This window comes from Benzoatithermus flavus, assembly GCF_037908215.1.
Taxonomy (GTDB): Bacteria; Pseudomonadota; Alphaproteobacteria; order Geminicoccales; family Geminicoccaceae; genus Benzoatithermus; species Benzoatithermus flavus.
This window is the reverse complement of record NZ_JBBLZC010000035.1, coordinates 1-16,437: the sequence shown is the minus strand read 5'-3', so window position 1 is coordinate 16,437 and position 16,437 is coordinate 1. Positions and strand designations below refer to the sequence as shown.

Annotated in this window: 15 protein-coding genes; 8 read left to right on the top strand and 7 right to left on the bottom strand. The window is 66.0% G+C overall.

Annotated elements, in window-relative coordinates; genetic code table 11:
- Nucleotides 1–32: 32 nt before the first annotated feature.
- The 7 genes from U1T56_RS21980 to U1T56_RS21950 form a co-directional block, all read right to left on the bottom strand.
- On the bottom strand, nucleotides 33–671 hold the full coding sequence (locus U1T56_RS21980; protein ID WP_418161654.1) for a MarC family protein: 639 nt from the start codon (nucleotides 669–671) through the stop codon (nucleotides 33–35).
- A 31-nt stretch (nucleotides 672–702) separates the two neighbouring features.
- Complete coding sequence (locus tag U1T56_RS21975) at nucleotides 703–1,455, bottom strand: SDR family NAD(P)-dependent oxidoreductase (RefSeq protein WP_418161653.1); 753 nt, start codon at nucleotides 1,453–1,455, stop codon at nucleotides 703–705.
- Between the two features lie 934 nt (nucleotides 1,456–2,389).
- Nucleotides 2,390–2,872, bottom strand: coding sequence for a DUF411 domain-containing protein (locus tag U1T56_RS21970; RefSeq protein WP_418161652.1), 483 nt, complete (start codon nucleotides 2,870–2,872; stop codon nucleotides 2,390–2,392).
- Nucleotides 2,869–3,309, bottom strand: a complete 441-nt coding sequence (cueR, locus tag U1T56_RS21965) for a Cu(I)-responsive transcriptional regulator (protein ID WP_418161651.1) — start codon at nucleotides 3,307–3,309, stop codon at nucleotides 2,869–2,871. The genes U1T56_RS21970 and cueR overlap by 4 nt, the downstream gene beginning before the upstream one ends.
- Nucleotides 3,306–5,540: a heavy metal translocating P-type ATPase gene (locus U1T56_RS21960; RefSeq protein ID WP_418161650.1), complete on the bottom strand. Its 2,235-nt coding sequence runs from the start codon at nucleotides 5,538–5,540 to the stop codon at nucleotides 3,306–3,308. The genes cueR and U1T56_RS21960 overlap by 4 nt, the downstream gene beginning before the upstream one ends.
- Nucleotides 5,541–5,624: 84 nt before the next feature.
- On the bottom strand, nucleotides 5,625–6,089 hold the full coding sequence (gene queF / locus U1T56_RS21955; protein WP_418161649.1) for a preQ(1) synthase: 465 nt from the start codon (nucleotides 6,087–6,089) through the stop codon (nucleotides 5,625–5,627).
- Between the two features lie 345 nt (nucleotides 6,090–6,434).
- Complete coding sequence (locus tag U1T56_RS21950) at nucleotides 6,435–6,899, bottom strand: helix-turn-helix domain-containing protein (protein ID WP_418161680.1); 465 nt, start codon at nucleotides 6,897–6,899, stop codon at nucleotides 6,435–6,437.
- A 420-nt stretch (nucleotides 6,900–7,319) separates the two neighbouring features.
- Between U1T56_RS21950 and U1T56_RS21945 the strand changes: the two genes are divergently transcribed.
- From U1T56_RS21945 to U1T56_RS21910, 8 genes are all read left to right on the top strand, one after another.
- Nucleotides 7,320–9,155, top strand: a complete 1,836-nt coding sequence (locus U1T56_RS21945) for an N-6 DNA methylase (RefSeq protein WP_418161648.1) — start codon at nucleotides 7,320–7,322, stop codon at nucleotides 9,153–9,155.
- The gene (locus U1T56_RS21940) at nucleotides 9,152–10,441 is read left to right on the top strand and encodes a restriction endonuclease subunit S (protein WP_418161647.1); all 1,290 of its coding nucleotides are present in this window, start codon (nucleotides 9,152–9,154) and stop codon (nucleotides 10,439–10,441) included. Before U1T56_RS21945 ends, U1T56_RS21940 begins: the two co-directional genes overlap by 4 nt.
- Before the next feature lie 20 nt (nucleotides 10,442–10,461).
- Nucleotides 10,462–11,184 carry an NYN domain-containing protein gene (locus U1T56_RS21935; RefSeq protein ID WP_418161646.1) on the top strand — a complete coding sequence of 241 codons (723 nt, stop codon included), beginning with the start codon at nucleotides 10,462–10,464 and terminating at the stop codon, nucleotides 11,182–11,184.
- Nucleotides 11,181–14,123 carry a type I restriction endonuclease subunit R gene (locus U1T56_RS21930; RefSeq protein WP_418161645.1) on the top strand — a complete coding sequence of 981 codons (2,943 nt, stop codon included), beginning with the start codon at nucleotides 11,181–11,183 and terminating at the stop codon, nucleotides 14,121–14,123. The genes U1T56_RS21935 and U1T56_RS21930 overlap by 4 nt, the downstream gene beginning before the upstream one ends.
- A complete protein-coding gene (locus U1T56_RS21925) occupies nucleotides 14,120–14,503 on the top strand; it encodes a M48 metallopeptidase family protein (RefSeq protein WP_418161644.1) in 384 nt (127 codons plus the stop codon). The genes U1T56_RS21930 and U1T56_RS21925 overlap by 4 nt, the downstream gene beginning before the upstream one ends.
- 111 nt (nucleotides 14,504–14,614) lie before the next feature.
- On the top strand, nucleotides 14,615–15,439 hold the full coding sequence (locus U1T56_RS21920) for an IS5 family transposase (protein WP_418161643.1): 825 nt from the start codon (nucleotides 14,615–14,617) through the stop codon (nucleotides 15,437–15,439).
- A 48-nt stretch (nucleotides 15,440–15,487) separates the two neighbouring features.
- Nucleotides 15,488–15,916 carry an alpha/beta fold hydrolase gene (locus tag U1T56_RS21915; protein ID WP_418161642.1) on the top strand — a complete coding sequence of 143 codons (429 nt, stop codon included), beginning with the start codon at nucleotides 15,488–15,490 and terminating at the stop codon, nucleotides 15,914–15,916.
- A 77-nt stretch (nucleotides 15,917–15,993) separates the two neighbouring features.
- On the top strand, nucleotides 15,994–16,368 hold the full coding sequence (locus U1T56_RS21910) for a hypothetical protein (protein ID WP_418161641.1): 375 nt from the start codon (nucleotides 15,994–15,996) through the stop codon (nucleotides 16,366–16,368).
- Nucleotides 16,369–16,437: the final 69 nt, after the last annotated feature.

Here is a 16,437-nt window from a genome sequence, read left to right as displayed (position 1 = left end):
GTGCCGCGCGCGCCCGTGTCGAGGGGCGACGCCTACGACAGGAACGCCTCGCGCAGGCCGTCGATCACGTATTGGACGGCAAGGGCGGCGAGGAGCAGGCCCAGAAGGCGCGAGAGCACCACGACCAGGGTCGGGCCGAGCAGTCGGCCGATCCAGCCCGAGAACAGCAGGAGCACGTAGGCCAGGAGGAGGACCGCGGCTAGGGCGAGCAGGACGGCGATCTGCTCGCCCCGGTCGTGGGCGTGGCGTGTCATCTGCAGCACCACGGCCGTGATCGCGGCCGGGCCGGCGATCAGTGGGATGCCGACCGGGAAGACCGAGATGTCCTCGACGGCGAGCTCTTCCTGCAGATGCTCGGCCGCGACCGAGCGGCGCTGGCCACGGCGCTCGAACACCATCTCGAGGGCAAGGAGCAGGAGCAGGATTCCGCCCGCGATACGGAAGGCGGGAAGACCGATGCCGAGGCGGGTGAGCGCCGCGTCGCCGAACACGGCGAACACGGCGAGCACGGCAGCGCCTACCGCGACCCCCTTCGCGGCGGCGCCGTGCCGCCGCGCCGGCGGCAGATGGCGGGCAAGGCCGATGAAGATGGGAACGAGGCCCACCGGGTCGATCGTGACGAAGAAGGTCACGAACGCCACCGTCGCGGCATCCACCCAGGCCTCGTTCATCCGACCCGCTCCCGCACGTCCCGCTCCGGCCTCAGTAAGTGGCGCGGCCGCCGCTGAGATCGAACACGGCGCCGGTCGTGAACGAGTTCTCGCTCGAGACCAGCCAGGCCACCATGGCGGCGATCTCCTCCACGGTCACGAAGCGCCCGCGCGGTATCTTGGAGAGCATGTAGTCGATGTGCTCCTGGCTGATCTGCTCGAGGATCCGCGTCCTGGCCGCGGCCGGGGTGATGCAGTTCACGGCGATGTCGTAAGCTGCCAGCTCCTTGCCCAGGGACTTGGTGAGCGCGATCACGCCCGCCTTGGCGGCGCTGTAGGGCCCGGCGTTGGGGTTGCCCTCCTTGCCGGCGATCGAGGCCGTGGAGCAGATCCGGCCGTAGTTCTGGGCGATCATCACGGGCACCACGGTACGCAGGCAGTAGAACACGCCGGTGAGGTCGATGTCGATGACGCGCTGCCATTCCTCGACCGGATACTCCCACAGGCACATGGAGGGACCGGCGATCCCGGCGTTGCAGACCAGGATGTCGATCCCGCCGAGCGCGTCCCGTGTCGTCGCCGTGGCCGCCTCGACCATGGGTAGCCGGGTCACGTCGACCTCGACCGGGGCCACGGTGCCGAGCCCTCCGAGCTCCTTCACCGCCTGGCCGAGCTCTCGCGGGTCGCGGTCCCACAACGCCACGGCCGCGCCGCTCTGCAGCAGTCGCTTCGCGATGGCGAGCCCGATGCCTTGCGCCGCACCGGTGACGACGGCACGCCGCCCGGCAAGGTCGATCCGGTTCATCCCTCGTCCTCCCTTTCCCGGCCGATCCACGGCCGAGCACGGCCCGATCCTAAAGGGCGCTACCCGCGAGCGACAACCATGGCATCACGAGGGCGCCATGATACGGCGAGTATTTACCCGCGAGCTGGTTCCCGGTTGAGAGCTTGCGCTTTCAGCGGCTCGAAAGCCGTTTCGTTCCAACGCACCAATGTGCAGCGAGCGATGATCCTCCTGGTGATCGGGACGACAGCCATTCCGGCGAAACCGCGGAAGGAGCGTCCGTGAGCCGAAAGGATCGCCTCGACCTGTTCCTACCGTCGGCAGGCTCTCGCTCTTGTGCTGTCTCTGGATGGCGCCGCTCGCTGCCGGCGTTCTGAGAGCGGCAGCCGTGTTCCTGTCCGGGGGTATCGCGCCTCGTCATCGATGGGCCGCGGCTCGAGATCATGCTCGTCGCCTTCTGGCGGCTCGGCGCCGTTGCCGTGGCGCTCCGGTGGAGCTCCGGCATCGAGGTCTGCGAGATCCCGCTCGCCGCCAGCGGGGGCTGTTTCCGGATCATGCCGCTTCGTTCCAGCATCTCTTCCGCACCGCGGAGCTGGTGCTCGAGGCGGCGCGACGAAGCCGAGCACCGACGCTGGCGCCTGTTCGATCCCCAGCTCGGCCGCACGCTGAGGGCGCAGCGGACCATGGAGCGGGAGCTGCGCCAGGCGCTGCGGCGCGACGCCCTGATTTTGCCCGACCGGCCGCAGGTGAGTCTCACCTCGGGGCAGGTGGTCGGCGCAGGAGGCTTCCGTGCCGGTCTCATTCCGAGCAGGGTCCGATCTCGCCGCAGAGCTTCATCCCTCTGGCCAAGGCGAGCGGACCGATCCGGCCGTTCGGGGCCTGGGTCCTGGCCGAGGCTGCGAGGGCTGCGGGCGCCGGCGATGCCGCGGCACCGGCTCTCACGGGCCGAGTGGCGTCAGATCGTCTCGCGCTCGCCCGAAAAGCGCATGAAGGTGCGCTGCGTGCCGTCCTTGGCGAACGCGATCACCGCATACTCGTCCACCGGCTCGCCGGGCATTCCGGGCGAGCCGAGCGGCATGCCGGGGACCGCGAGTCCCTGGATCGCCGGGCGTTCCGCCAGGAGGCGCCGCAGGGCCGAAGCCGGCACGTGGCCCTCGACGACATAGCCCTCGGCCGTGGCGGTATGGCAGGACCGGAGCGCTTCCGGCACGCCGAGGTTCGCCTTGACCGAGGTGAGGTCGTCGAGCGTGCTCACCTCGCAGATGAAGCCGTTCGCACGCAGATGCTCGACCCAGCCGTCGCAGCAGCTGCAGCCGCGCTGCTTTCTGACCTGGACCAGGGTGGCGGCCCGAGCCCGTCCGAGCGGCACGCCGAGCCCGACGCCGAGAAGGACCGTACCGCCGAGCACGAGGCGGCGTGACAGGAGAGGTCGGATCATCGCGGTCTCCCTTCGCTGGCCCCGGCGCAGCAGGCGGTCTCCTGCAGCGTATCGTGGGCGAGGTCGCTGAGGATGGGGCAGTCGGGCCGGTCGTCGCCGTGGCAGCGAGCGACGAGGTCCTGCAAGGTGGCCTTCATGGCCTCGAGCTCCCGGATCTTCTGCTCGATATCGCGAATCCTGGCCTCGGCCAGGGCCTTCACGTCGGCACTCGCCCGGTGCTGGTCGCGGTAGAGGCTCAAGAGCTCGCGGCAGTTCTCGACCGAGAAGCCCAAGGAGCGCGCACGGGCCACGAACTGGAGCAGGTGCACGTCCTGCTCGCCGTAATCGCGATAGTTGTTCTCCCGCCGCCCGGAAGGCACCACGAGGCCGATGTCCTCGTAGTAGCGGATGGTCTTGGCCGGCAGTCCGGTCCGCTTCGCCGCCTCGCCGATGTTCATGGCCGTGCCGTCCCCTGAATGGTTGTGGCCGGCGGGCGCCAGCGGCGGAGGGTGAGCGCGTTCGTGACCACGCTGACACTGCTCAGCGCCATGGCCGCCCCGGCCAGGGCCGGCGTCAGGAGGCCCATGGCCGCGAGCGGCAGGGCCACGACGTTGTAGACGAAGGCCCAGAACAGGTTCTGCCGGATCTTCGCCCAGGTGCGCCGGGCAATGTCGATCGCCGCCGGCACGAGCAGCGGGTCCGGGCGCATGAGCGTGATCCCGGCGGTCTCGAGCGCTACGTCCGCACCGGTGCCCATGGCGATGCCGACATCGGCCGCGGCCAGCGCCGGCGCGTCGTTGACCCCGTCGCCGACCATGGCGACGACGTGCCCCTGCCGCCGTAGCCGCATCACCTCCGCGGCCTTGTCCTCCGGCCGGACGGGCGCGCGCACCGCCGCGATACCGAGATCCTTCGCCACCCGGAGCGCGGCCTCGTGATGATCGCCGCTCAGCATGATGCTCGCGATGCCCTGCCGCGCCAGGGCGCGGACGGCGGCCGCGGCTTCGGGCCGGACGGCGTCGCGCAAGCCGATCAGCCCGGCGAGCCTGCCGTCCACTGCGACCCAGGCGATGCTGTCGCCACGGCGGGCCAGATCCTCGGCCTCGGCGGCGAGGGTGCCGATGGCGATGCCGTGCCCGGCCATGAGGTCGGCCGTGCCGATCAGGACGGCATGGCCCGCCACCTCCGCCTCGAGCCCGCGGCCGGGAAGGGCCGTGAACGAAGTGGGCTCGCCCACGACCAGGCCTTCGGCTTCGGCGTGGCGGACCACGGCCCGGCCGAGCGGATGCTCGCTGCCGCGTTGGGCGGAAGCGGCGAGGCGCAGGAGCTCGGCCGCGGCACCGCCCGGCACGGGAACGACCGCGCCGACCTCGGGCTTGCCGCGGGTGAGGGTGCCGGTCTTGTCGAACACGATCGTCCGCACGGCATGGGCGCGCTCGAGCGTCTCGATGCTCTTGATCAGGATGCCGGCGCGGGCCGCGACGCCAGTGCCGGCGACGAGCGCCGCCGGGGTGGCGAGGCCGAGTGCGCAGGGGCAGGCGATCACGAGCACCGAGACCGCGGCGACCATGGCCTGCTCGAAGCTGCCGCCAGCGATGAGCCAGCCCAGGAAGGTGAGGGTGGCGATCGCGATCACCACAGGCACGAAGATGCCGCTGACGCGATCGACGAGGCGCTGGATCGGAGCCTTGCCCATCTGCGCCTGCTCGACGAGGGCGGTGATCCGGGCGAGCGTGGTGTCGGCGCCGAGCCGCTCGGCCCTGACCTTGAGCCGGCCCGGGCCGTTGATCGAGCCGGCGACGACGGGCTCGCCGGGCCCCCGCGTCATCGGCATGCTCTCGCCGGTGAGGAGCGATTCGTCGATCTCGCTCACCCCGTCGGTTACGGTGCCGTCGACGGCGATGCGCTCGCCCGGACGGACGACGACGATGTCGCCGCGCCGGATTTCGGCGACGGGCACGCTGACTTCCCGGCCGGCGCGCAGCACGGTGGCGGTGGCGGGCCGCAGCGCCATCAGCTCGCGCAGGGCCGCCGAGGCGCCGCGCTTCGCCCGCGCCTCCAGCCACTTGCCGAGCAGCACCAGCGTGATCACGACGGCGGCGGCCTCGAAGTAGAGATGGCCCGTGGCGACGTGTCCGTGCCGCAGCACGAGCCACAGGCTGTAGAAGTAGGCGGCGCTGGTACCGAGCGCCACGAGCACGTCCATGTTGCCGCTGCGGGCACGGAGCGCCTGCCAGGCGCCGCGGTAGAAGCGGGCGCCGATCACGAGCTGGACGGGTGTCGCGAGGGCGAGCTCCAGCCACACCGGCAGATGCCCGCCCCAGCCGAGCCAGCCCAGCAGCATGGGCAGGAGCAGGGGCAGGGTGAGCGCCGCGGCGGCGACGAGGCGAAGGAGCTCGGCTCGCCCGCTCTCCTCGGGGAGGGCCGGGGCCGCTTCGGCCTCGGCGGATACCACCGGCACCTCGTAGCCGATGGCGCGGACCGTCTCGACAAGGCGTTCTTCGTCAGCTTCTGCCGGGTCGAGCACCACCTCGGCGCGCTCAAGCATGAGGTTGACGGCTGCCGACCGCACGCCGGGCACCGCCTGCAGCGCCTTCTCGACCCGGCGGGCGCAGCCGGCGCAGGTCATGCCCCTGATCGGCAAGGCCAAGGACCGCGTCGCAGGCTCACGCTCGATCGTCTGCAGCAAGGGCTGGGCCTCCGGGAAGGTGGCGTCACCCTCCTCAGATGGAGCTTCCAGCGACTGGAAGGTCAAGGGGGCGGATTTTCCCGCTCAGCCGCGGCCGCGATAGGGCGGGACACCCTGATCGGGAAGCCACAAGCCTTCGGGTGCCGGGCCGGTCTGCCAGAACACGTCGATCGGGATGCCGCCGCGCGGATACCAGTAGCCGCCGATCCTGAGCCATTGGGGCTCCAGCCGCTCGACCAGGCGCTTGCCGATCCCGACCGTGCAGGCCTCGTGGAAGCCGGCATGGTTGCGGAACGAGGCGAGATAGAGCTTCAGGGACTTGCTCTCGACCAGCAGCCGGTCGGGAACGTAGTCGATGACCAGATGCGCGAAGTCCGGCTGGCCGGTCACCGGGCAGAGGGAGGTGAACTCGGGGCAGGTGAAGCGGACGAGATAGGTCGTGCCGGGGTGCGGGTTGGGCACGGCCTCGAGCACGGCTTCCTCGGGCGATGTCGGTGCCGGCGTGGCCCGACCGAGCTGGGTCAGGCTCTGATAGATGTCGGTGGACATGGTATCCGGGAATCCTCCTGGTCGGTAGCCGACAGCATCGGGCAGACCTGCCGGCAAGAAGGTGAAATTGGTGGTGGGCAAGCAGCCTGTGTCAAACCGTCATTGGAAATGCGCGAGACCGGCGCTGCGACAAGTCGCGAAGCGCTGTTGAGCGCTGTGAAAATTCGGGCTTGACAGGCTGAAGTCCGTTGACCTTTGAGGGGTGTCCTTGGGCGTGGTCGCCGAAGTGGGACGCTGAACCGGCGTGCTTCCCAGTCCCCGTTCGATTCCTAGCACCGGAACCGAACCGGCGTCCGTTCGAGCGTTCGAGTATCAGCGTGACCAGAATCCCGGCTCATTCCCGGCTCAGGCGTACCCCATCTTGAGCGCCTGGGCCTGCTCCGCCAGGGCGTCGAGGGCCTTGCGGCGCTCGGCGTCGATGCGCTCCTTGTAGGCGATCACGTCCTGGTAGCGCACGCACCGATGCGTGCCGACCTTGTGGAACGGAATCTCGCCACGCTCCAGCAACTGCACCAGGAACGGGCGCGAGACATTCAGCACATCCGCCGCCTCTTGGGTCGTCAGCTCGGCGTGGATCGGGATGATGCTGACTGCCTTGCTCTCGCCGATCTCGGTCGGGACCTCCACCAGCAGCCACAGCGCCGATACGGGGATGCGCACCCGCCGGGCGGCCCCCTTGTCGTCGACGATATCGATCTGCAGCGTCTCGGCGCGGGTTTGCAGGCAGGTAGACAGGACTCGGCTGCTTTCACGGGAGAGGGCGGCCTCCTCAGCCGTCGGCAGGGGGCGGGCAGGTGACAGGGCGGACATCGCAGCCTCATCCTGGGACATCTTCCGGGAGGGAGCGTAACCGAAATGCGCGAAGCATTCGAAATATTCGAGTCTGGCGCAGGCGGTTCGACTTGCTTGCAGGCAGCCAGCCGCAACCTTGGCGCCCCGACCGAACAGCGCGTTCATGGATGCCTGCCAACTCGCTCGGAAGGAGACCAAGGTGGAAGTCGTGCATCTCAACCAGAAGCAACTCGCCGCCCGCTGGGGTATCAGCGAGGCCACCCTCGAACGCTGGCGCAGTGAGGGGATTGAGCCCAAAGCTACGAAGAATCGTGTCTGGCGACCCCGACCCAAAGTCGCAGCATGAGGGCGAGCGCGACGTGAAAGCGTCTTGCAAGGGAATCATCGTAAACCTGAAGGGGATTGACAAATATCTGCGATATAGCAAATATCGCAGATATGACACCGCCGCTCGAATTCACCGCCCTGCTGCGCGCGATCCGCTCCGCGCTCAACCTCACCCAGGAGCAGCTCGCCGAGCGCCTGGGCGTCTCCTTTGCCACGGTCAACCGCTGGGAGGGTGGCGGCAACAAGCCACAGCGCGCCGCGCAGGAGGCCATCCTGGCACTGGCGCGCGAGGCGGGCATCGAGGGCGCAGACAGTCCCCCGCCTGCCGAGGCCGCCGCGCAAGTGGCGCGTCGCCGACGGGGACGGGCGGCCGCCACGCCCACCACCAAGCCGATGGAGCAGATGCTATGGGACGCCGCCTGCTCGATCCGGGGCGAGAAGGATGCAGCCAAGTTCAAGGACTACCTGCTGCCGCTGCTCTTCCTCAAGCGCCTGTCCGACGTCTTCGATGACGAAATCGAACGCCTGGCCGAGGAATACGGCGACCGCGCCACCGCGCTGGAGATCGCAGAGTCCGACCACTCCCTGCTGCGCTTTTATCTGCCGCCGGAAGCGCGTTGGGCGGTGATCAGCGGGCGTGAGTCGTTCGACTGGCCACTCGACGACCGTGGCCGCCCGACTGCCCCCCGGGACATCGGCGAGCACCTGACCAAGGCCGTGCGCGCGGTGGTCAAGCAGAACCCCTCACTCTCGGGCGTCATCGACGTGGTGGATTTCGCCGCCGAACGGAACGGCGAGCGCGACATCAACCCGGCCAAGCTGCGCGGCGTGGTCGAGACCTTCTCCGACCCGCGCTATCGGCTGGGCCTTGCCGACGTGCAGCCCGATTTCCTCGGCCGCGCCTACGAATACCTGCTGCGCAAGTTCGCCGAAGGCTCCGGCCAGAGCGCGGGCGAGTTTTTCACGCCGACCGAAGTGGGCTTTCTGATGGCGCACCTCCTGCGCCCCAAGCCCGGCGAGACCTGCCACGACTACGCCTGCGGCTCGGCGGGGCTCTTGATCAAGCTGCAGCTCGTTGCCCGCGAGCTGGACCCCACCAGCCGCGTGCCGCTCAAGCTCTCCGGCCAGGAGCTGCAGGCCGAGAGCTACGCCGTCGCGCAGATGAACGCGATCATCCACGACATGGAGGTGGAGCTCGCGCGCGGCGACACCATGATCAACCCCAAGTTCCGCAATGCGGACGGCTCCATCAGGCAGCACGACATCGTCGTCGCCAATCCGATGTGGAACCAGCCGTTTGCGCCGGACTTGTTCGCCAACGACCCCTTCGACCGCTTCCGCACCGCCGGCGGCATCACCAGCGGTAAAGGCGATTGGGCCTGGCTGCAGCACACGCTGGCCTGCATGAACGACCACGGCCGCGCCGCCGTGGTGCTCGACACCGGCGCGGTGACGCGCGGCTCCGGCAGCAAGAACGAGGACAAGGAACGCAACATCCGCAAGTGGTTCGTCGATCAAGACCTGATCGACGGCGTGATCCTGCTGCCCGAAAACCTCTTCTACAACACCACCGCCGCCGGCGTGATCGTGGTGCTCTCCAAGCGCAAGCCCGCGGCGCGCAAGGGCAAGATCGTGCTGCTCAACGCCAGCCGCCGCTTCAAGAAGGGTCGGCCCAAGAACTACCTGCCGGAGGAGGACATCCGGCCGCTCGCGGCGATGTACCTCAAGGGCGAGCCGGTCGAAGGGGAACTCGCGGTCATCACCACCGACCAGGCGCGGGAGGCGGATTACAACCTGAGCCCGAGTCGGTGGGTGAACGGATCAGATGACGCCGAGCGTCGACGCCTCGCCCACATTATCGAAGACTTCGAAAGAATCTCCGCCGAAGAGGCTGCGCTTACTCAAAGCGTGGACGTGCTGATCAATGCACTCCGTAAGTTCGTATGAGCGCAGCCACTAATTTCCCTGTTGAATGGCAACAAGTCTCTCTGCGTGAACTCCACGCAGGAGGCGTCGGCTCGCTCGACCCGAGAAACTTTCCAGAAGAACGCTTCGAGTACTACAGCATTCCAGCATATCAAGAAGCAGCGAAGCCATTGGTCGTCAGTGGCCGTGACATTCAAAGTCAGAAACTGCTGATCCCGCATTCCTGCCTGCTTTTCGGAAAGTTGAACCCCAGAGTCGAAAAGGTCTGGAACGTCAAGAGCAAAGCCCCTCTGAGGAGGCTTGCATCTACCGAATGGATGCCCATCGTTCCCGTCGAGAAACTTGACCAAGACTTCGGATATTACCTACTTCGATCTGAATGGGTCATGCCCATCGCAAAGGGGCTGGTATCTGGTTCGACTCCGAGCCGAGAACGTGTTGAGCCCAAAGCCTTCTATGACATTTCAGTTCCGCTGCCGCCACGGGCGGAGCAGGAAAGTATCGCTGGCGTCCTCTCATTGTTGGATCGAAGCATCCATAAGCAAAGCGAGTTGCTGAAAGAGTTGGCGAACCTCAAACGCGCCGCCATGCGCGAGCTGTTCACCCGGGGCTTGCGCGGCGAGCCGCAGAAAGACACCGAGATCGGGCCGGTGCCGGAGAGTTGGGAAATTGCTCGTCTGGATTCTGTTGCATCGGTACGTGCCGGAACAAGTTTTCCGCCTGCTCTGCAAGGAAAAAATCACGGTGACCTGCCGTTCTACAAGGTCAGCGACATGAACCTGGCAGATAACGAAGTAGAGATGCACGCAGCCACAAATTGGATTGACCGAACAGAACTAGATGACCTGCGAGCCAAGCCATTTCCGCCCGAGACAATCATTTTTCCGAAGGTTGGGGGAGCGCTTCATACAAACAAAAAACGTCTGCTAACTGTCGAGTCTCTTGTAGACAACAACATCATGGGAGTGACTGTTCTTGATCGCGAATATTGCCTCCCCAAGTATCTGTTTGGCTGGTTTCAGACTATTAATCTGTCTTCTATAGCCAATGCGGGACCTTTGCCGTCCATCAACAGCAGTCAACTCTATGAGCTGAAGGTGCCGATTCCAAGCGTCGAGGACCAACGCGAAATCGTCACCATCCTGGATGCCATCGACCGCAAGATCGCACTGCATCGCCAGAAGCGGGCGGTACTGGAAGAACTCTTCAAGGCCCTGCTGCACAAGCTGATGACCGGCGAGATCCGCGTGGCAGACCTCGACCTCTCGGCCGTCGAGTCCCATCACGCGCCCCACCAGGCGGCTTGATAGAAAAGGAGACTTCGGCTATGATCAAGCCGTCATCCGCCCCCGGCAGTACGCCTTCCCTCGCTCATCCGGGAAGCGCCGAACCCCGGGGCAATTTTTTTTCCGGCAGCCGCACTTCGCCTCGTGAGGCAGCCGAGAAGCTTCACAAGCTAGCGCTGGACCATCTCAACGATGCCAAAGGCCGGCGCACGGCCCGCCTGTACCGAATCTTCGTCTACGACGCGCCGCCAGCGGCCTGGAAGGGGCATACGCCGCTGGGCAAGAAGTCGCTAGACCTGGCCCAGTCGCCGACGGCGCAGTGGCGGCACGAGTTTCACGAGGCGCTGCGCGGCCTGCGCAAGGTAGCGCTGCGTATGGGCGAAATCCCGACCGGCCAAGTGCGCTGGCAGCTCAAGGCCGAAGTGCTAAAGGAGCTCACCAACGGCAAGCGGCGTTGGGAGGACCTCACCGACGACGATTTCCGGTTGGACCTTCGCCAGAAGGGTGTGGACATGCGCCTGGGCCTGGATATCGCTTCCCTGGCCTACAAGCAGCAGGTCAACCAAATCGTGCTGATCTCGGGCGATGCGGACTTCGTGCCGGCCGCCAAGCTCGCGCGTCGCGAGGGCATCGACTTCATCCTAGACCCGATGTGGGCCACGATCCGCCCCGATCTGTACGAGCACATCGACGGCTTGCGCACGGTCTGCCCGCGGCCGGTGAAGAAGCCCGAGGGTGACGGTGCCGCGGAGGGTGCTGCATGAGCACCCTCAAGATCTCCGAGGCAGGTACGGTGCAGTTCCCGATGGTGAAGCACGCCGCCGAGATCGGCTGGACGCCGATCACGCCGGAGGATGCACGCACCCAGCGCGGCGGCGACGCGGGTACGTTCTTCCGCGACGTGCTGCAGGCCAAGCTCGCCGCGTTCAACCCTTGGCTTTCGGCCGATGCGGTGCGTTCGGTGGTCGAAACCCTGGACGCGCTGCCCGCCACCATCGAGGGCAACCGCGAGCTGCTGGCCTGGCTGCGCGGCGAACGCCAGTGGTACGACGAGGCCGAGAAGCGCCACCGGCCGGTGCGGCTCATCGACTTCGAGCGCGTGACGGACAACGCCTTTCACGTCACCTGGGAGTGGAAGATCAAACCGCCCGCGCGGAAAGGCAACCGGGCGGATGTGGTGTTCCTCGTCAACGGCGTGCCGGTGGTGATTGTCGAGCACAAGAACCCGAACGACGGCGACGCCATCGAGCGCGCGATCAAGCAACTGCGCCGCTACGAACTGGAAACGTCGGAGCTGCTGGCCGCGCCACAGCTTTTCAACGTGACGCACTTGCTCGATTACTGGTACGGCGTGACCTGGAACGCCAACCGCCGCGACATGGCGCGCTGGAAGCAAGCGCCGGAAGAGACGTACCGCTTTGCGGTGCAGTCGTTTTTCGAGCCGGCCGACTTCCTGCGCACCCTACAGCACTGGATTTTGTTCTACGTGCAAGACGGCGAGACGCGCAAGTCGGTGCTGCGTCAGCACCAGCGGCGTGCCATCGACGCCATCTTGCACCGCTGCGCCGACCCGGCCAAGACGCGCGGCCTGATCTGGCACACCCAGGGCTCGGGCAAGACCTTCACGCTGCTGACCGCCGCGCGCTTGATCCTGGAGGACAAGGCGCGCTTTGCCAACGCGACGGTGATCCTGGTGGTGGACCGCACCGAACTGGAAGGTCAGCTGAAAGGCTGGGTGGAGCGCCTACTGGGCGAGATGCAACAGCAGGACATCGCCGTCAAGCGCGCCAACAACAAGGCCGAGCTGCAATCGCTGCTGGACGCTGATTTCCGCGGGTTGATCATCTCGATGATCCACAAGTTCGAGGCGATCCGCAAAGACAGTGTCTTGCGCGACAACGTCTACGTGTTCATCGACGAGGCGCACCGTTCGGTGGCCAAGGACCTCGGTACCTATCTGATGGCGGCCGTGCCCAAGGCCACGATCATCGGTTTCACCGGAACGCCCATTGCGCGTACGTCGCAAGGCGAAGGCACGTTCAAGATCTTCGGCCAGGAGGACGAACAGGGCTATCTGGACAAGTACTCGATCAGGGAGTCCATCGAGGACGAGACGACCCTGCCGATCAAACACGTGATGGCACCCAGCGAAATGACGGTGCCCGCCGAACAGTTGGACAAGGAGTTCTTCGCGCTGGCCGAGAGCGAAGGCGTGACCGACGTCGAGGAACTGAACAAGGTGCTCGACCGCGCGGTGGGGCTGCGCACGTTCCTATCGGCCGACGACCGGATCGAAAAGGTATCCGCCTTCATCGCCGAGCACTTCAAAGAGAACGTGCTGCCTCTGGGCTACAAGGCCTTCGTGGTAGCCGTGAACCGCGAGGCCTGCGCCAAGTACAAGAAGGCGCTGGATGAGCTGCTGCCACCCGAGTGGACGGCACCGGTCTACACCCAGAACGCGGGGGACGCGATCGATCGGCCGCTGGTCGCCCAGTTGCAGCTCTCGGAGGAGCAAGAGGAGCAGGTGCGCCTGCTGTTCAAGAAGCCCGCCGAGAACCCCAAGATCCTCATCGTCACCGACAAGTTGCTCACTGGCTTTGACGCCCCGCCGCTGTACTGCCTGTACCTCGACAAGCCGATGCGCGACCACGTGCTGCTGCAGTCGATTGCACGGGTGAACCGGCCGTACGTGGATGCCAACGGCGTGCAGAAGCGCGTCGGGCTGGTGGTGGACTTCGTGGGCGTGCTGCGCGAGCTGAAGAAGGCGCTGCAGTTCGATTCATCGGACGTCAGCGGCGTGATCGAGGACCTCGACGTGCTGCTCCAGGACTTTCTGCAACGCATCGAGCAGGCCAAGCAGGATTACCTGGAATCAGACCCCGGCGGCACAGCCGACGAGCGGCTGGAGCGCCTGGTGTTCGGCCGCTTCTTGACGCCCGAGGCGCGGAAAACCTTCTTCGAAAGCTACAAGGAGATCGAGGCGCTGTGGGAGATCCTCTCCCCGGACGCTCGCCTTCGTGATCACATCGCGACCTACAAGCAGCTCTCCCAGCTGTACGCGGCCGTGCGCAGCGCCTACGCCGAGAAGGTCGGCTTCGTGGCCGACCTCGCCTACAAGACGCGCCGGCTCATCGAGGAGCACGCCGAGCAGCATGGCCTGGGTCGGCTAACCAAGAGCGTGACCTTCGACGTGGGCACGCTCAACGCGCTGCGGGGCGAGAGGGGCTCCGACGAGGGCAAGGTGTTCAACCTCGTGCGTGGGCTGCAGCGGGAGATCGACGAAGATCCCGCCGCGGCTCCGGTGTTGCAACCGCTGAAAGACCGCGCTGAGCGCATCCTTAAAGACCTCGAAGACCGTAAGACGACAGGTCTGGCCGCCATGGACCAGCTTGCAGTCCTGGCGGCCGAGAAGGAGGCGGCGATGAAAGCGGCGCGCGACAGCGGCCTTTCGCCCCGCGCCTTTGCCGTCTATTGGGTGTTGCGCGAGGATGCCGCCGTCAAGGCGGCCTCGGTCGACGCTAAGGCGCTCGCCAAGGATGCCGAAGCGCTGCTGTCGCGTTTCCCGAATGCGGCAGTGAACGCCGATGAGCATCGCCGCCTTCGCGCGGCCATGTACAAACCCGTGCTGGCGCTCGGACAGGACGAGCGCGCCCGCGTGGTCGACCTGATCATCCGACTACTGCTCGCGGAGGTCGAGGCGTGAAGTCGTCCCTCTATCCTGCGCAGGAACTGCGACGACGCGCGCTTGCCTGGGCTGTGAAGCTGCGCGTCAACCCGCGTGTCGTTCGTGTTCAGGAAATGCGCAGGAAGTGGGGCTCCTGTTCCTCGGCCGGGACCGTCACCCTGGCCGCTGATCTGGTCGGGCAGGATGAACGCTTCCAAGACTACGTCATCGTCCACGAGCTGCTGCACCTGCGCTATGCCAGCCATGGCCGCATGTTCAAGGCGCTGATGAGCGCGCATGTACCGGGGTGGAAGGAGATAGAAGATGCAAGTCGACGCCGGAATAATGGCCACAGTGACGGGAAGGAGAACTGCAACGTGCTGAAGTTAACGAGCGCGGAATTCGAGGTCGGCGAGTAATGGCTCAGGACGGCGGCCTGCCTGGCGGCGATCGACAGACCAAGAAGAGTATGCTTAGAGGCTGTTTGAAAAAGGCTCGAGCCGCTGAGGCTGGCGTGATTCAAGCTGTTGATGTGGAACGCATCGACACGCGGCCGTATGGCGGCCATTGAAAAGAAGACGAAACGGTATCCGAGCGACCTGACCGACGAGGAATGGGCCGCGCTGGAGCCTTTGCTGCCGCAGCCTTCGGGGCGCGGGCGCAAACGCACGACCGACTTGCGCGAGGTGGTGAACGCCTTGCGCTACATGGTGCGGTCGGGCTGCGAATGGCGGATGCTGCCGGTGCATTTCCCGCCCTGGCAGACGGTCTATTGGTGGTTCCGCCGCTTCGTGCGCTCCCTGCTGTTCCGCACTATCCATGATGTGGCGCTGATGATTGACCGCGAACGCGCCGGGCGGGAGGCCAGCCCCACGGCGGGTGCCATCGACAGCCAAACCATCAAGGCTCCGATGGCCGACAAGCGCGGTTACGACGCTGGGACGAAGATCGTTGGGCGCAAGCGCCACATCGCGGTGGATACCGATGGGCGGCTGCTGGCCGTGAACCTGACCACGGCGGACATTTCCGACAGCGCCGGAGCTATGCCGATCCTCGACGCCATCCGCAAACGCTGGCCGTGGGTGAAGCACTTCTTCGCCGACGGGGCTTACGACCGTCGCAAGTTGCTCGACAAGGCCGTCTTTCTCGCTTTCGTGGTCGAGGTTGTGCGCCGTTCCGACGCCGATCCGGGCGTCAAGGTTATCCCGCGCCGCTGGGTGGTCGAGCGCAGCATCGGCTGGTTGACCCGATACCGACGCCTCGTCCGCGATTATGAACGCCGCCTCGACATGTCCGAGGCCATGATCTTCCTGGCCATGGGCAGCCTGCTCGTCCGACGAATCAGCCATCCCTGACATTCTCAAACGGACTCTTAGTCCGGGTTGGTCCGACATACGCAAAGCATGGAACGAGCGACTGCTGTAAATCGCGAGGCTCTGCGCCGCTTCAGCACGCCGGAAATGATCAAGTGGCAATACACCGAGGGCGTAGAAGACACGTCACTGATTGCGCCCGAGACCTATCAGCTGACGTCGGCGGCCATCGATCGCCACGGCGTCGAAGCTCAGTTGGACTTGCTGTGCGACTATGGCAGCAACATCGAGCAGTACGCGCAGCTCCATGAGTACTTCCGCCGCTACCGGCCGCCCACGCTGGTGATCTGGGGCTGCCGCGATCCATTTTTTACCCCAGCCGGCGCTCGAGCGTTCGAGCGCGACAATCCAAACGCGGAGGTGCGCTTCCTCGACACCGGGCACTTCGCCATCGAAACGCACGGCCGGGAGATCGCGGCAGAGATGCGCGACTTTCTAAGGCGCAGCGTCGCGCGCTGACAGAAGAAAACGCGATGTCCGCATGTCGAACTGGTGGATGCCGGTGTGCTGGCGCTGGCCCCGCCGGCTTCGTGCAGATGGCCAGCGCCGAAGCCCCGCAGCTGAACACGCAAGTGCCCGGCTACTACCGCCACATGGTGGTCGGCTCCGCGATCACCGCGCTGGACGACGGCCAAATCGAGCTCGACGCCAAGAACACGCCGCCGCAGGACGTGCAGAAGCTGCTCGCCCGAGCAGGTGGACGCGGTTCTGCTGACGCACCTGCATGGCTATCACGTGGCGGAACTCCCCGACGCCGACGGCTGCCCCGCCTTTCCGAAAGCGACGGTCTGTTACGCAAAGAAGGACGCCGATTTCTGCCTGATCCCGGAGATCGCTGTCATAGCACCGGAGGAGGCCCGCGGCTTATTCAAAAGATCGCCGAGGGCAGCCTGGCTGACCCTGCCCCCTGAGGAGACCTCGCTAAGAGGTTAGTCTGTTTCCTTTGCGGAGGAGACGGACGATGCGACGGAGCAAGTTCA

Excerpts from the sequence above, each read along its gene's own strand:
- U1T56_RS21950 (WP_418161680.1), bottom strand. The coding sequence starts at position 6,899 with ATGTCCGCCCTGTCACCTGCCCGCCCCCTGCCGACGGCTGAGGAGGCC.
- U1T56_RS21935 (WP_418161646.1), top strand. The coding sequence starts at position 10,462 with ATGATCAAGCCGTCATCCGCCCCCGGCAGTACGCCTTCCCTCGCTCAT.
- U1T56_RS21920 (WP_418161643.1), top strand. The coding sequence starts at position 14,615 with ATGTGGAACGCATCGACACGCGGCCGTATGGCGGCCATTGAAAAGAAG.
- U1T56_RS21930 (WP_418161645.1), top strand. The coding sequence starts at position 11,181 with ATGAGCACCCTCAAGATCTCCGAGGCAGGTACGGTGCAGTTCCCGATG.
- cueR (WP_418161651.1), bottom strand. The coding sequence starts at position 3,309 with ATGAACATCGGCGAGGCGGCGAAGCGGACCGGACTGCCGGCCAAGACC.
- U1T56_RS21910 (WP_418161641.1), top strand. The coding sequence starts at position 15,994 with ATGGCCAGCGCCGAAGCCCCGCAGCTGAACACGCAAGTGCCCGGCTAC.
- U1T56_RS21970 (WP_418161652.1), bottom strand. The coding sequence starts at position 2,872 with ATGATCCGACCTCTCCTGTCACGCCGCCTCGTGCTCGGCGGTACGGTC.
- U1T56_RS21940 (WP_418161647.1), top strand. The coding sequence starts at position 9,152 with ATGAGCGCAGCCACTAATTTCCCTGTTGAATGGCAACAAGTCTCTCTG.
- U1T56_RS21945 (WP_418161648.1), top strand. The coding sequence starts at position 7,320 with ATGACACCGCCGCTCGAATTCACCGCCCTGCTGCGCGCGATCCGCTCC.
- U1T56_RS21915 (WP_418161642.1), top strand. The coding sequence starts at position 15,488 with ATGGAACGAGCGACTGCTGTAAATCGCGAGGCTCTGCGCCGCTTCAGC.
- U1T56_RS21975 (WP_418161653.1), bottom strand. The coding sequence starts at position 1,455 with ATGAACCGGATCGACCTTGCCGGGCGGCGTGCCGTCGTCACCGGTGCG.
- queF (WP_418161649.1), bottom strand. The coding sequence starts at position 6,089 with ATGTCCACCGACATCTATCAGAGCCTGACCCAGCTCGGTCGGGCCACG.
- U1T56_RS21980 (WP_418161654.1), bottom strand. The coding sequence starts at position 671 with ATGAACGAGGCCTGGGTGGATGCCGCGACGGTGGCGTTCGTGACCTTC.